The sequence below is a fragment of the Stenotrophomonas sp. Steno-C15 genome, from assembly GCF_056393265.1.
In genome coordinates this window covers 1-13,893 of sequence record NZ_JBWJPF010000032.1, presented here as the reverse complement: position 1 = coordinate 13,893, position 13,893 = coordinate 1, and the positions used below count along the sequence as shown (strand labels likewise).

The following is a 13,893-nucleotide window of genomic DNA, read 5'->3' as shown; positions in this document are numbered from 1 at the left end:
AGCAAACGGCGCCCTTGGGCGCCCGACGGCGCAAAGGTTACCCGCTGGTGCCGCTCAGGGCCAGAAGCGGGTGATGCAGGATCAGGCCCAAAGCCTGTGAAGACGCGGGTTCAGCTGGATTTTTCCTTGCTCGGCGGCAGGCGGGTTGCTAGGCTTGTCGGCCTCGATTTCTGCCCATTTTTTCGCCATCCCGCGGCGGGCACGACACCCCTCAGGACTCCTTCCTCAGATGTTCAAGAAACTCCGTGGCATGTTCTCCAACGACCTGTCCATCGACCTGGGCACGGCCAACACCCTCATCTACGTGCGCGGGCAGGGGATCGTGCTGAATGAGCCTTCGGTCGTGGCCGTGCGCCAGGACCGTGCCATCGGTGGCACCCGCTCGGTGGCAGCCGTCGGTGCCGAGGCCAAGCAGATGCTGGGCCGTACCCCGGGCCACATCACCACCATCCGCCCGATGAAGGATGGCGTCATCGCCGACTTCACCTATACCGAGGCGATGCTCAAGCACTTCATCAAGAAGGTGCACAAGTCCCGCGTGCTGCGCCCGAGTCCGCGCGTGCTGGTCTGTGTGCCGGCCGGCTCGACCCAGGTCGAGCGTCGTGCGATCAAGGAATCGGCCGAGGAAGCCGGTGCCCGTGACGTGTACCTGATCGAAGAGCCGATGGCCGCTGCGATCGGCGCCGGCATGCCGGTCACCGAAGCCCGTGGCTCGATGGTCATCGATATCGGCGGTGGCACCACCGAAGTGGCGGTCATCTCCCTCAACGGCATCGTCTATTCGGCCTCCGTCCGCATCGGTGGCGACCGCTTCGACGAGTCGATCACCAACTACGTGCGCCGCAACCACGGCATGCTGATCGGTGAAGCCACGGCCGAGCGCATCAAGGTGGAGCTGGGCTGTGCCTACCCGCAGGCGGAGGTGCAGGAGCTGGAGATTTCCGGCCGCAACCTCGCCGAGGGCGTGCCGAAGATGATCAAGATCAGCTCCAACGAAGTGCTCGAAGCCCTGCACGAACCCCTGTCGGGCATCGTCAGCGCGGTCAAGCTGGCCCTGGAGCAGACGCCGCCAGAACTGTGCGCCGACGTCGCCGAGCGCGGCATCGTGCTGACCGGTGGTGGCGCCCTGCTGCGCGACCTGGATCGCCTGATCTCCGAGGAGACCGGCCTGCACGTGCAGGTGGCCGACGATCCGCTGACCTGCGTGGCCCGCGGCGGTGGTCGTGCGCTGGAGCTGGTCGACATGCACGGCAACGAGTTCTTTGCGCCGGAATAAGCCGTCCCGGCCGTTCCTGCCCGCAGCGCCCCTCCGGGGTGCGGCCCGTCGCGTTGGCGGGCCGGCACCGGCGGGGCGTCCGCGTGTTTCCCCTCCGCCTTCTGCCAGTTGAATCGTTGCCGTGCCGCCCTACGCCGGTCCTCCCGTTGCTTCCCGATCCGGTGATGCCGCCAGCCCGCTGCGGCTGCTGGCCTATCTCGCGCTGGCCATCACCCTGATCGTCCTCGACGACCAGGCCGGCTGGCTGGCGCGCCTGCGTGAACAGGCCAACACCCTGGTGCAGCCGGTCTGGGCCCTGGCAGGCCTGCCGGGCAAGCTGGGCAGCCAGGTCAAGGACAACGCGGCCAGCCACAGCCAGCTGGTCAGCGAGAACCGCGAGCTGCGCAACCAGCTGCTGCTGGCCAACGCCCGCCTGACCCGTCTGCAGACCGCTGCGCTGGACAATGCCCAGCTGCGCGAACTGTTGAACGTGGCCGAGCGCAGCGGACTGGACGTGCAGTTGGCGCCGATCCTCGATATCGACCTGGACCCGGTGAAACAGCGTCTGGTACTCGACGCAGGCAGCCGCGAGGGAGTGCATGTCGGCCAGGCGGTGATCGACGCCGGTGGGCTGATGGGCCAGGTGATCAGCGTTACCGGCGGCACCTCTACCGTGCTGCTGCTGACCGACCCCGACCATGCCGTGCCGGTGACCGTGGCCCGCAACGGTGTCCGCCTGATCGTCTACGGTCGCGGCGATACGCTGGAACTGCGCGACATCCCGCTCAGTGCCGGGGTGGAAGTGGGCGATGAGATCGTCACCTCCGGTCTCGGTGGCCGTTTCCCGGCCGGTTTCCCGGTCGGCACCATCACCGCGCTGCGCCCGGATGACACCCATGCCTTCCTGGTCGGTGAGCTGAAGCCGGCCGCACAGCTCGACCGCGGCCGCGATGTGCTGCTGCTGCGCCCGGGCGCAGCGATCCGCATCCCGCCGGAAGTACGCCTGCAGCTGGAGGACACCGCGCCAGGCGGGCCAGCCAATGCGGCAACCGTGCCAGTCCCGGCAACGCCGGCAGCAGCACCGGCAGCAGCACCGGCAGACGCCCGCGCAGGGCAGCCGTCGGCGCCGGCCGTCACTCCGGCGTCTTCGACCGCCCCGGATCCGCAGCCGGCAACCGGACCGGCCGCCGCCGCAGAGGTCCAGCGATGAGCCGCCTGCGCGACAATCCCTGGGTGCTGCCGGCCAGTCTGGTGGTGGCCCTGCTGCTGGGCCTGCTGCCGTTGCCGGCCCTGCTGCAGCCGCTGCGCCCGTACTGGCTGGCGCTGGTGCTGGCGTACTGGGTGATCGAAACGCCCGAGCGCGTTGGTCTCGGCATCGCATTCGCCAGTGGCGTTGTCGCCGACCTGCTGTATGGCGGGGTGCTGGGTGAACAAGCGCTGCGCCTGGTGATGCTGGCCTTCATCCTGCAGCGCTTCCGCGCCCGCATCCGCTTCTTCCCGATGTCCCAGCAGATGCTCGCCATTGGTGGCCTGCTGTTCAACGACCGCATCGTCAGCGCGCTGGTGCACATCGTGGTGGATGAGCCGACGCTGCCGTGGTCGTACTGGTGGGCGCCGCTGCTGGGCATGGGCCTGTGGCCGCTGGTATTCGTGCTGCTGGACGCGGTGCGTTTCGGCAAACGCGGGCGTTGAGCCATGATTCCGCGCCGCCAGGTCAAGAACCCGCACGCCGAAGCCGAGCAGTTCCGCCGTCGTGCGGCGCTGGGTTTCCTGGGGGTGCTGGTCTGCCTGCTCGGGCTGGGGGGCTGGTACTTCAAGCTGCAGGTGCTGGACCACGACATCTACGCCACCCGTTCGGAAGCCAACCGCATCAAGCCGCGGCCGGTGGTGCCGGGGCGCGGCATGATCTACGACCGCAACGGCCGCCTGCTGGCCGAGAACGTGCCGGCTTTCCGCCTGGACGTGACCCCGGACAAGGTCAAGGACATGGATGCCACGCTGGAAGGACTGGCAAAGATCATCGAGATCAGTCCGGAAGAGCTGGAGGCGTTCAACAAGTCGCGCAAGGCGCGCCGGAAGTTCCTGCCGGTCACGCTCAAGCTGCGCATGACCGACGATGAGATGGCACGCTTCGCCGTCGATCGCTGGCGCTTCCCGGGTGTCGAGCTGGAGCCCTACCTGACCCGTCGTTATCCGTACGGCGATCTGTTCGCGCATATCATCGGCTACGTCGGTCGTGTCGATGACAAGGATCTGGAGATCCTTGGCGAGGGCAATGCCGCGTTGACCCACATCGGCAAGTCGGGCCTGGAGCGTTATTACGAGCAGCAGCTGCGCGGCAAGGTCGGTTACGAGCAGGTGGAGACCAACGTGCAGGGCCGTGCGATCCGCACCATCGGCCGCGTTGCCGCGCAGTCCGGTGTCGACCTGCGCCTGTCGATCGACGCCGACCTGCAGCGGGCGATGGTTGCCGCCTTCGGCGACCAGGAAGGCTCGGCGGTCGCGATGGACCCGCGCACGGGCGAGGTCCTGGCGATGGTCAGCCTGCCGTCGTACGACCCGAACCTGTTCGTCAACGGCATCTCCCACGCCGATTTCAAAGCGTTGAACGACAATCCATCGCGCCCGCAGTTCAACCGCCTCGTACTGGGCGGCGTGGCGCCCGGCTCGACGCTCAAGCCGCTGATCGCACTGGCCGGTCTGGACGCCGGTGTGCGCCGCCCGGAAGACAAGATCCTGTCCACCGGCATGTTCTACCTGCCCGGCACCAGCCGCGGCTGGGGCGATGCCAACCGTGGCGGCCATGGCTGGACCGACCTGCGCAAGTCGATCTCAAATTCGGTCAATACCTATTACTACCGGCTGGCGCTGGACCTGGGCATCGAGCGTTTCGACCATTACATGGACTATTACGGTTTCGGCCAGCCGACCGGCATCGACCTGACCGGCGAGATCGGCGGCATCCTGCCGTCACCGGCGTACAAGCGGAAGACCCGCAAGGAAGCGTGGTACCCCGGCGATACGGTCAACATCAGCATCGGCCAGGGCGACTGGAAGGTCACTCCGCTGCAGCTGGCGCGGGGCGTCAGCGGTCTGGCCAGCGGGCAGCTGCGCACGCCGCACCTGGTCATCCAGCAGCGCGAAGGGTTCGACAGCGAGTGGACCGGGGTGCCGGCACGCGACAGCAAGCCGGTCAGCCCCAATCCGAACAACGTGCAGGCCGTGCGCGAAGGCATGATGGCGACCATGCAGCCCGGCGGCAGCGGCTGGCGGGTGGCGGTCGGGGCGCCGTACGTGATGGCCGGCAAGACCGGCACCGCGCAGGTGGTCAGCCGCCGTGGCACGGCAGCGGTGAATCCCAAGAGCCTGCCGATGCACCTGCGCCACCGTGCGCTGTTCGTTGGCTTCGCGCCGGCTGATCAGCCGGTGATCGCATTGGCGATCGCGGTGGAAGGCGGCGGTTACGGCGGCTCGGCAGCTGCGCCGATCGCACGCAAGGTGTTCGATGCCTGGCTGTTGGGCAAGATGCCCGATGGCATCCAGCCGCTGGACAGCGAACGCGGCACCACCGCCATCGGTGCGACCGCTTTCGACAACGAGGACGTGGGCGCCCGCCAGGCGGGGGATGCTGCCGCCGCACAGGTCGGTGAGCATCCGGTGCTGATCGGCGCTGCGGTCCCGCAGCCCCAGCCGCAGCCGGGAACACCCGCTGCGCCGGTACCGGCACTGCCTGCCGCGCCGCGTCCACCGGCGGCTGCGGAGGCGACGCGATGAAGGCCTTCCTGCGATGGGCCGGGGACATGCTGCGGCGCTTCTTCAGCACGCTGGACTGGGTGCTGTGCCTTGCCCTGGGCGCGCTGATGATGATCGGCCTGGCCACGCTGAAGAGTGCAGGCGGCGACAGCCTGGTAATGGCGCAGGGCGCCCGCTTCGCCGTGGGCATGGCTGCGCTGTGGGCCATCTCGCGGGTACCGATCCTGCGCATCCGTTCGGCGACGCCGATGATCTACGCGATCTCGATGATCCCGTTGCTGGCGGTGTTCGTGCTCGGTACCGGCAAATACGGCCGGCAGTGGCTGGACCTGAAGTTCTTCTACCTGCAGCCGGCTGAACTGCTGAAGGTGAGCCTGCCGATGATGGTGGCCTGGTACCTGCACCGGGTGCCCTTGCCACCACGCATCAATACGGTGCTGGTGTCGCTGGTCATCATCGGCGTGCCGACCGGTCTGGTGATGCTGCAGCCGGACTTCGGCACGGGCGTGCTGATCGCCGCCAGCGGCGTGTTCGTGCTGCTGCTGGCCGGGTTGCCATGGTGGTGGGTGGGGCTGGGCGTGGGCGGCGTGGCCGCGGTTGCGCCGCTGGCCTGGTTCTGGCTGCTGCGGCCCTACCAGAAGGACCGCATCATGATGTTCCTCGACCCGGAAATGGATGCGCTGGGCGCGGGCTGGAACATCATCCAGTCGAAGATCGCGATCGGTTCCGGCGGGTTCGACGGCAAGGGCTGGGGCGAAGGCTCGCAGTCGCACCTGAACTTCATTCCCGAGCAGACCACCGACTTTGCATTCTCGGTGTTGAGCGAGGAATTCGGCTGGATCGGCGTGGCCGTCGTGCTGGCGCTGTACCTGGTGGTGATCGGGCGCTGCCTGTGGATTGCCAGCCAGTCGCGCGACTCCTATTCGCGGCTGCTGGCCGGTGCCACCGGCCTGGCGTTCTTCGTCTACGTGCTGGTCAATGGCGGAATGATCTCGGGTCTGTTGCCGGTGGTGGGCGTACCGATGCCGTTGATCAGCTATGGCGGTACGTCGGCCGTCTCGCTGCTGGCCGGCTTCGGGCTGGTGATGGCGGTGCGCAGCCACAATCCCGTGCACGGCGGCTACGGCTAGCACCTCCGGGAGCGCGCGGCCGACGCGGGTTGCTGCACCTCTGCGGTTTCGGGCAAGGCCGGGGCCGTCCAACGCTTGCGCAACGCCCTTCATGGAAGCGTTCCCATGAAGACGCGCAACAGCAGGTCCGCTGACCAAAGCCCTAAAAAAACGTTATCTAGTTCACACTTTTACGCTGCGTTGATTTTGATCAATGGACTTGTCGCAATCGGCCTGCACAATGGCGGCCCGTTCGGCACGGCGCGCCGTCTATCGTTGCAGCGCGAGGGGGCGTCGGGCGGGAAGCAGTACTGATCCAACGGATACAGGGCGCGCGGGGGTACTGCCACTGGGGAGCGGCAGCCGCGCGCGTATCGACCGGATCCGGTCGCCGGTTGCGTCTGCGGGGATGGGGACGCAACCGGCAACCTCTCAACTGAATACGATGGATCGCTCACATCGTTTTCACAATTTCGACTGCTTGCAAGCAAATCGTTGTGATTCATGGTGTTAGGGGTTCTAATTCATCCATGACCTGCTAACCTGCGACGATGATTCGACGCACTCTGGCCTGCATGCTTACCCTCGGCCTGGTCGCCTGCGCGACCCAGCCGACATCTCCACCGTCTTCACCGCAGGCCAGCAGTACGCCGCGCCATCCGGCCACCAAGCCCAAGGGACCGGCCGAGGCCGCGCCGGAAGCCACCGCCGCCACCGCGCCGCCGGTCGATCTCACGCCGGTTCCGTTCGAGACTGCGCGCGCCACCTTCATCGCCGATACCGCCAAGCGTTACGGACTCCAGCCCGACGAGATCCGTCGCGTGCTCGACCAGGCGCAGGTGCGCCAGCCGATCATCGCCGCGATGTCGCGCCCTGCCGAACGGGTCAAACCCTGGAACGAATACCGGCCGATGTTCATCAGCAAGGCGCGCATCGAGGGGGGCCGTGCCTTCCTCGCCGAACACCGCGCCGAGCTGGATCGCGTGCAGCAGCGCACCGGTGTTCCGGCCGAGGTGATCGTGGCGATCATCGGCGTGGAGACAAGCTATGGCAGGAATGCCGGCAACCACCGCGTGCTCGATGCGCTGTACACGCTGGCCTTCTACTACCCGCGCAGCGGCGATCCGGAGAAGCTGGAACGCGAGGTGCGCCGCGAGCTGTTCTTCCGTGATGAACTGGCCAAGCTGTTTGAACTGGGCCGCGAGGAGAAACTCGACATCACCACGCTCAAGGGCAGCTATGCCGGTGCGATGGGCATGGGCCAGTTCATGCCGTCCAGCTACCTGGACTATGCCGTGGATGGCAACGGCGACGGTCGCCGTGACCTGTTCAACAGCTACGACGACGTGTTTTCCTCCATTGCCAACTACTTCGTGAAGAAGGGAGGCTGGGTCCGGGGCGGGCAGGTGGCCGTGCCGGCGACACTCGCTCCGGGGCGCGAGGAATTCAATCCGACCGAGTGGGCACCGACCTGGTCGCTGGCCGATCTGGCCCAGCGTGGCTATCAGCCTGCCGCACCGGTACAGCCGGGTGCGACGGCCACTCCGGTTACGCTCGAGGGCAGCGCCGGCAAGCAGTACTGGCTGGGCTTCCAGAACTACTACGCGATCACCCGCTACAACCTCTCGAAGATGTATGCGATGGCCGTGTTCCAGTTGTCGCAGGCCATTGCCGGACAGGAGCTGCCCCCGGCATGAACATCAGATGGCTGGTCCCTGGATTGATCGTCCTCGCGCTGGCCGCCTGCAGCAGCGCGCCGAAGAAGCCGGCCACCGCCGGCCACGGTGGAACGCCTTCCGGTACGGTGGTGCAGGGCAGGGGCACGCGCCCGGCGCATTGTCCGGAGGGATCGCCCTATGCGGCGGCCAAGGAAGACCCGAACACGCGGGGCAACTACACCGCCGGCGGCCTGTACCGGCCGGGCGTGAAAGACAGCACGCCGACCTACATTCCGAACGTGGCCTGCATTCCCGAGCCGGAAGTGACGGCTGAAACACGCTCGGCCATCGGCAACAAATCGCCGTACGTGGTGCTGGGCAAGTCGTACAAGGTGCTCGACGATACCCGCGATTATGTCGAGCGCGGTACGGCGTCGTACTACGGCGCCAAGTTCCATGGCCGCCTGACCTCGAACCGGGAGGTCTACGACATGTACCAGTTCACCGCTGCGCACAAGACGCTGCCGCTGCCCAGCTTCGCCCGCGTGACCAATCTGGACAACGGCGAGTCGGTGATCGTGCGGGTCAATGACCGGGGCCCGTTCCACGATGGCCGCGTGGTCGATCTGAGCTATGCCGCTGCGGTACGCCTGGGCATCACCCAGCGCGGAACCGGCAATGTGGAGGTGCGCGCGCTGCAGCCGGGTGAGGGCAATCTGCTGGCGCAGAAGCCGTCGCGCCGCGAGCGCCGGGCGGCCGAAGCCGCCGCCGCTGCCGGTGCGGCGACGACGATGGCGAGCACTGTCGCCACGCGCCCGGCGGCCGACAGCGACATCGACCGCCTGGTCAAACGCCTGCCTGCCGATGCGGCGCCGACCCGGGGCCAGCCGGCCACCACGCAGGCGGTGGTCAGCACGTTGCCGGACGTGGCGGTCAGCAGCCTGCCGCCGAGTGCAGTGGGCGTCCGCACTGCGGCACCTGCCGCTGCGCCGGCGAGGGTCGCCGCCACGGCGCCGCGCGCTTCCGCGGCACCGGCCAGCAGCCCCACGCTGTCGCAGCAGGTGGTGGGTGCGGTGATGGTGCAGGTGGCCAGCTTCTCCAACCGTGACAATGCCAATCGTGCGATGGGCCAGCTCAATGCGGCCGGCATCGTCGGCGCGACCATCAGCGACATCGCCGCCGGTGGCCGCACGCTCTTCCGTCTGCGCGTACCCGCCAGCGACCATGCCAGTGCCGCGGAACTTGTCGGCCGCATCGCCGGTCTGGGCCTTGGATCGCCGCAGATCGTCAAGGATTGATCCCGCCCGGGTCGGTGCTGCCGGCCCGGGCCCCCCCGGCCTACAATGGCCATTCTGTTCCCCCTCCATTCCCGGCCGTCCCTGGAGCCCGCTGTCCAATGAATTTCCGTTCCGCCGCCACCGCCCTGGCCGCCACCCTGGTGGTGGGCCTGGCTTCTGCCCAGACGCCGCTGCCGACCCCGGCCGCACCTGCACCTGCCGCCGCTGCGGCTCCGGCCACCGTGGCCACGCCACCGGCCCCGGTGCCGAGTGTGTCCAAGGCCTGGATCCTGATGGACTACGCCACCGGCCAGGTGCTGGCGGGCGAGAACATCCACGAGCAGCTGGCGCCGGCCAGCATCACCAAGGTGATGACCTCCTACGTGATCGCCGCTGAGGTCAAGAACGGCAAGGTCCGTGCGGATGACCAGGTGATGATGAGCGAGCGCGCCTGGCGCGAAGGCGGTGCGGGTACCGACGGCAGCTACAGCGGCTTCCCGGTGAACCAGACCGCGCGCCTGGAAGACATGGAAAAGGGCATGGCCATCCAGTCCGGCAACGATGCCGCGATCGCCCTGGCCGAGCACGTGGCGGGCAGCGAGGAAGCCTTCGCCTCGCTGATGAACAGCTACGCCGCCAAGATCGGCATGAAGAACTCGCACTTCGTCAACGCCCACGGCCTGACCGCCGCGGGCCACCACAGCACCGCCTATGACCTGGCGTTGCTGGGACGGGCGATGGTGCGTGATTACCCGGAAACCTACGCGTACAACAAGATCAAGGAATTCCAGGTCGGCAACATCAAGCAGCCCAACCGCAACCTGCTGTTGTGGCGCGACGGCAGTGTCGATGGCATCAAGACCGGGCACACCTCCGAGGCGGGCTACTGCCTGATGAGTTCGGCGCAGCGCGGCGACCAGCGCCTGATCGCGGTGGTGCTGGGCGGCGCCTCCGAGAAGCAGCGCGCCGATGACAGCCTGGCGCTGTTGAACTGGGGCTTCCGCTTCTTCGAAACGCACCGGCTGTATGAGCCGGGCAAGGCCGTCGCCGAGCACAAGGTGTGGAAGGGCACCAGTGACAAGGTGCAGCTGGGCGTGGCGCAGCCGATGCTGGTCAGCGTGCCGCGTGGCCGCTACAACGATCTGAAGCCGAGCATCGATGTGCCCAAGACCCTGGAAGCGCCGTTCACGGCCGGCCAGCAGATCGGCACGGTGAAGGTGAGCCTGGATGGCAAGGTGGTGGCCGAAGCGCCGCTGGTGGCGGTGGCTGCCGTCGAGCAGGCCGGCTTCTTCAAGCGCCTGTGGGACAGCTTCTGGATGTGGTGGGAATCGGAATGATGCGCAGCGCCGTGCGCTGACATGAAAAGGAAAAGGCCGGCGCATGCCGGCCTTTTCCGTTGCAGCCAATGTGCGGACCAGATGTCCGCACTGTTCTACAGCGAGCGGCTGATGGTGAAGCTGCCGAACACCGGTGCCTCGCGCTGGCCGTTGAACTCGCGGGTGCTGTGGTAGCGCGCCGCCGCGAACTTCCAGCGACCGCGCATCACCGCGATTCCGTAGCCGCCGTAGGCCACGATGTGGCGCTTGTCGACGCTGTGGCTGTTGCGGAAGGTGTTGCCGTCCAGGGTGATGTCGCGGATCACCCAGGCGGCATCGCTGGTGGCGAACAGGTGCCATGACCAGCCGCTCGGCCTGCCACCGCGGGTCGGCGCGGTGTTCTCGCCGGCAGGACGCAGCGGCGTGCTGCCGAAGTCATCCGGCAGCTTCCAGCCGAAGCGCACCTCGCCACCGATGTTGGCCTTGGTCGCCAGGTTGCCGACCGAGCCGCCGTAGTGGCTGATCGCGTCCCAGCCCCAGCCGCCCGCGTTGACGCTGGCATCGCCCGGCCAACGACGCATCCGCTCATGGGTCAGCATCACCAGCGGCTCGTTGTGCAGCTGGTTGTCCCAGCCTTGGAACTTCTCGTCGCCCAGCACCTCATGCACAGCGTTCTGCACCTGCTTGCCCTGGGCCCACGGACCGACAACGCCCAGCGTCAGCTGGGTGGTCTGCAGCCGATCACCACTGCGCGCGTTGTAGCCGAAGCTGGCGATCAGCACGCCCGCGTAGGGGCGGTCATCCTTGATCAGGTCCTTCCGGGTGAAGTCGGTCGGGGTGAAGATGCCCTGGGCGATGCTGAAGATCATGTTCTGCTGTTCGAACCGGCCCGGGTGCAGGCGCTCCAGATAGCCGTTGACCCAGCGCGCCAGGCGCGGCAGGCAGGGATCGTCGGTGTAATCGACGAGGTTCGGTGATACGAAGGTCAGTTCGGCGCCGTTGGTATACCCCTGGTCCTGGTGGCGGCCGCCGAACAGGTCGTTGTCAACGCGGAAATTGATCTGCGGCGGGTGCTCACGCATGGCATCGGGGCCGCATTGTTCGGCGGCCTGCGCGGCAAGGGGGAGGGCGGCGGCCAGGAGGCCGGACAGCCCGAAGGCTGCGACGCTACGCATGGATGGAATGCTCATGGGGAAAGGGGTGGTCGTCTGTCGTTATATGCAACGACACGGTACCCCGGCCCGCGTGACGGTACGAGCGCGTCCCGGTCACTTGTCTGTTCCGAAAACGACATTGTCTCGTGACGACAACCGGCGCCGGGGGGGGCTTGTCGCGCGCCCGCGGCAGGAAGCTGAATGGGAATTCAGGTGCAACGCAGCGGCCTGCCGGTGTCCGCGTTGACCTGGATGAATACTCTTGGGTTTGTTGCCCTGCGGCCCGATAATGGGTCCATGGAAATCAAGTCCGACAACCCCGACCACGGCTTCCAGTTCCCCGGCCAGTTCGAGCTCAGCGCCATGGGCCCGGCCAACCGCGGCCTGGAGCATGAGCTTCCTCGACTGCTGCAGGCCGAAGGCCTCGACGTCGTGAACGAGCGCATCAGCTGGAAGCATTCGTCCAATGGCAAGTACGTGTCGGTCCGGCTGGTGTTCAAGGCCGAGACCCGCGAACAGTACGACGCCGCCCATCGGGCGCTGCGCGATCACCCGGAAGTGAAGTGGACGCTGTAGCCGACAGCTGCCCGGCCGACGCCGCTCCGGAAAACCGCCCGCCGCGTCCGGCGCTGGTGCGCGACCTTGGCCGCCAGGCCTATGAGCCGGTCTGGCGGGCGATGCAGCGCTTCACCGATCAGCGCGCTGACGAGACGACCGACGAGCTGTGGGTGGTGGAACACGATCCGGTGTTCACCCTCGGCCAGGCCGGCAAGGACGAGCATGTGCTGGCGCCGGGGGCGATCCCGGTGCTGCACGTGGACCGCGGCGGCCAGGTCACCTACCACGGGCCGGGGCAGATCGTGATCTACCCGCTGCTGCGCCTGCCGCGCCTGGGCATCGGCGTGCGCGACTACGTGTGCCGCATCGAGCAGGCCATCATCGATACGTTGGCCGAATGGAACATCGGTGCCGAACGCCGCGAAGGTGCCCCTGGCGTCTACGTTGGCAATGCCAAGATTGCCGCGCTGGGCATCCGCGTGCGCCGTGGCTGCACCTTCCATGGCCTGGCCTTCAACGTGGCCATGGACCTGGAACCCTTCCACCGCATCAACCCCTGTGGTTATCAGGGGCTGCAGGTGACCTCGGTGGTAGACTTGGGCGGGCCGTCCGGGATGGATGCCGTCAAGACGGTGCTGCTGGAACAGCTGGCCCGCCAGTTCGGCCTGCGGCTGCAGCACGTGCCCGAACTGCCTGATCTCACTGCCTGATCTCTCTGCGGCCGCGTGACCGCTCCCCGGAACTGCCATGACTGAAACCACCGCCCGCACCATTCCCCTGCAGATCGTGCAGGGCGACATTCCGACCGCCGCACCGTTGCAGGCCGGCGTCAAGCAGCTGGGCGGGGACAAGATCAACCGTTCGCCGGTTCAGTTCGCCGATGCACCGGTGCTGCGCAAGCCCTCCTGGATCCGCGTGCGCATTCCTTCGGGCAATGCGGTCCAGAACCTGAAGGCCAAGCTGCGCGAGAACCGCCTGGTGACGGTCTGCGAGGAAGCCAGCTGCCCGAACATCCATGAGTGCTTCGGCCACGGTACGGCGACCTTCATGATCCTGGGCGAGGTCTGCACCCGCCGCTGCTCGTTCTGCGACGTCGCCCACGGCCGGCCCAAGCCGCCGGATGCCAACGAGCCGGCCAGCCTCGGCCAGACGGTGGCCGACATGGGCCTGAAGTACGTGGTGGTGACCAGTGTCGACCGCGATGACCTGCGCGACGGCGGTGCCCAGCACTTCGTCGACTGCATCACCGCCATCCGTGAGAAGTCGCCGGGTACCCGCATCGAAGTGCTGACCCCGGACTTCCGCGGCAAGGGCCGCATGGAGCGCGCGCTGGACATCCTCGCGCAGAACCCGCCGGACGTGTTCAACCACAACATCGAGACCGTGCCGGACCTGTACCGCAACGTGCGCCCGGGCGCGGACTACCAGTGGTCGCTGACGCTGCTGAAGAACTTCAAGGCCCAGCACCCGCAGGTGCCGACCAAGAGCGGCATCATGCTGGGTCTGGGCGAGGACTTCGAGCAGATCAAGGCGACGATGCGTGACCTGCGTGCCCACGACGTGGACATGATCACCATCGGCCAGTACCTGCAGCCGACCGCGCACCACCACCCGGTGCTGAAGTACTGGACGCCCGAGGATTACAAGGCGCTGGAAGACTACGGCTATGAGCTGGGCTTCAGCCACGTCGCCTCCGGCCCCATGGTGCGCTCTTCGTACCACGCCGACGTGCAGGCCAAGGGCGCCGGAGTTTCCTGACCGGTAGCGGGGGGGGGGGGGGGGGGGGGGGGGGGGGGGGGGGGGGGGGGGGGGG

Annotated in this window: 13 protein-coding genes; 12 read left to right on the top strand and 1 reads right to left on the bottom strand. The window is 67.3% G+C overall.

The window, feature by feature from the left end:
- The first annotated feature begins 229 nt into the window (after nucleotides 1-229).
- From AC06FB_RS17395 to AC06FB_RS17355, 9 genes are all read left to right on the top strand, one after another.
- Nucleotides 230-1,276, top strand: a complete 1,047-nt coding sequence (locus tag AC06FB_RS17395; RefSeq protein WP_005411077.1) for a rod shape-determining protein — start codon at nucleotides 230-232, stop codon at nucleotides 1,274-1,276.
- 121 nt (nucleotides 1,277-1,397) lie between these two features.
- A complete protein-coding gene (gene mreC, locus AC06FB_RS17390) occupies nucleotides 1,398-2,465 on the top strand; it encodes a rod shape-determining protein MreC (RefSeq protein WP_262218923.1) in 1,068 nt (355 codons plus the stop codon).
- Complete coding sequence (mreD, locus tag AC06FB_RS17385; protein ID WP_053519639.1) at nucleotides 2,462-2,947, top strand: rod shape-determining protein MreD; 486 nt, start codon at nucleotides 2,462-2,464, stop codon at nucleotides 2,945-2,947. Before mreC ends, mreD begins: the two co-directional genes overlap by 4 nt.
- A gap of 3 nt (nucleotides 2,948-2,950) precedes the next feature.
- The gene (gene mrdA, locus AC06FB_RS17380; RefSeq protein WP_197571612.1) at nucleotides 2,951-5,029 is read left to right on the top strand and encodes a penicillin-binding protein 2; all 2,079 of its coding nucleotides are present in this window, start codon (nucleotides 2,951-2,953) and stop codon (nucleotides 5,027-5,029) included.
- Nucleotides 5,026-6,138: a rod shape-determining protein RodA gene (rodA, locus tag AC06FB_RS17375; RefSeq protein ID WP_053519637.1), complete on the top strand. Its 1,113-nt coding sequence runs from the start codon at nucleotides 5,026-5,028 to the stop codon at nucleotides 6,136-6,138. Before mrdA ends, rodA begins: the two co-directional genes overlap by 4 nt.
- A gap of 105 nt (nucleotides 6,139-6,243) precedes the next feature.
- Nucleotides 6,244-6,432, top strand: a complete 189-nt coding sequence (locus AC06FB_RS17370) for a hypothetical protein (protein ID WP_197572726.1) — start codon at nucleotides 6,244-6,246, stop codon at nucleotides 6,430-6,432.
- 236 nt (nucleotides 6,433-6,668) lie between these two features.
- Nucleotides 6,669-7,814: a lytic murein transglycosylase B gene (gene mltB / locus AC06FB_RS17365; RefSeq protein ID WP_197572549.1), complete on the top strand. Its 1,146-nt coding sequence runs from the start codon at nucleotides 6,669-6,671 to the stop codon at nucleotides 7,812-7,814.
- Nucleotides 7,811-9,073 (top strand): septal ring lytic transglycosylase RlpA family protein, encoded by a 1,263-nt coding sequence (locus tag AC06FB_RS17360; protein WP_197600926.1) that lies wholly within the window; start codon nucleotides 7,811-7,813, stop codon nucleotides 9,071-9,073. The genes mltB and AC06FB_RS17360 overlap by 4 nt, the downstream gene beginning before the upstream one ends.
- A gap of 98 nt (nucleotides 9,074-9,171) precedes the next feature.
- A complete protein-coding gene (locus AC06FB_RS17355) occupies nucleotides 9,172-10,389 on the top strand; it encodes a D-alanyl-D-alanine carboxypeptidase family protein (protein WP_053519634.1) in 1,218 nt (405 codons plus the stop codon).
- A gap of 95 nt (nucleotides 10,390-10,484) precedes the next feature.
- Here the strand turns inward: AC06FB_RS17355 and AC06FB_RS17350 are convergent, their stop codons facing one another.
- On the bottom strand, nucleotides 10,485-11,543 hold the full coding sequence (locus tag AC06FB_RS17350) for a lipid A deacylase LpxR family protein (RefSeq protein ID WP_478053940.1): 1,059 nt from the start codon (nucleotides 11,541-11,543) through the stop codon (nucleotides 10,485-10,487).
- 276 nt (nucleotides 11,544-11,819) lie between these two features.
- Between AC06FB_RS17350 and AC06FB_RS17345 the strand changes: the two genes are divergently transcribed.
- The 3 genes from AC06FB_RS17345 to lipA are packed head-to-tail and all read left to right on the top strand — an operon-like array spanning nucleotide 11,820 to nucleotide 13,838.
- Complete coding sequence (locus AC06FB_RS17345) at nucleotides 11,820-12,098, top strand: YbeD family protein (RefSeq protein WP_053519645.1); 279 nt, start codon at nucleotides 11,820-11,822, stop codon at nucleotides 12,096-12,098.
- The gene (gene lipB, locus AC06FB_RS17340) at nucleotides 12,086-12,790 is read left to right on the top strand and encodes a lipoyl(octanoyl) transferase LipB (RefSeq protein ID WP_197572546.1); all 705 of its coding nucleotides are present in this window, start codon (nucleotides 12,086-12,088) and stop codon (nucleotides 12,788-12,790) included. Before AC06FB_RS17345 ends, lipB begins: the two co-directional genes overlap by 13 nt.
- A 37-nt stretch (nucleotides 12,791-12,827) precedes the next feature.
- Nucleotides 12,828-13,838: a lipoyl synthase gene (gene lipA, locus AC06FB_RS17335; RefSeq protein ID WP_065175161.1), complete on the top strand. Its 1,011-nt coding sequence runs from the start codon at nucleotides 12,828-12,830 to the stop codon at nucleotides 13,836-13,838.
- Nucleotides 13,839-13,893 lie beyond the last annotated feature (55 nt).

Coding starts and splice junctions, on each gene's coding strand:
- AC06FB_RS17395 (WP_005411077.1), top strand. CDS start 230: ATGTTCAAGAAACTCCGTGGCATGTTCTCCAACGACCTGTCCATCGAC.
- mreD (WP_053519639.1), top strand. CDS start 2,462: ATGAGCCGCCTGCGCGACAATCCCTGGGTGCTGCCGGCCAGTCTGGTG.
- mrdA (WP_197571612.1), top strand. CDS start 2,951: ATGATTCCGCGCCGCCAGGTCAAGAACCCGCACGCCGAAGCCGAGCAG.
- rodA (WP_053519637.1), top strand. CDS start 5,026: ATGAAGGCCTTCCTGCGATGGGCCGGGGACATGCTGCGGCGCTTCTTC.
- AC06FB_RS17370 (WP_197572726.1), top strand. CDS start 6,244: ATGAAGACGCGCAACAGCAGGTCCGCTGACCAAAGCCCTAAAAAAACG.
- mltB (WP_197572549.1), top strand. CDS start 6,669: ATGATTCGACGCACTCTGGCCTGCATGCTTACCCTCGGCCTGGTCGCC.
- AC06FB_RS17360 (WP_197600926.1), top strand. CDS start 7,811: ATGAACATCAGATGGCTGGTCCCTGGATTGATCGTCCTCGCGCTGGCC.
- AC06FB_RS17355 (WP_053519634.1), top strand. CDS start 9,172: ATGAATTTCCGTTCCGCCGCCACCGCCCTGGCCGCCACCCTGGTGGTG.
- AC06FB_RS17350 (WP_478053940.1), bottom strand. CDS start 11,543: ATGCGTAGCGTCGCAGCCTTCGGGCTGTCCGGCCTCCTGGCCGCCGCC.
- AC06FB_RS17345 (WP_053519645.1), top strand. CDS start 11,820: ATGGAAATCAAGTCCGACAACCCCGACCACGGCTTCCAGTTCCCCGGC.
- lipA (WP_065175161.1), top strand. CDS start 12,828: ATGACTGAAACCACCGCCCGCACCATTCCCCTGCAGATCGTGCAGGGC.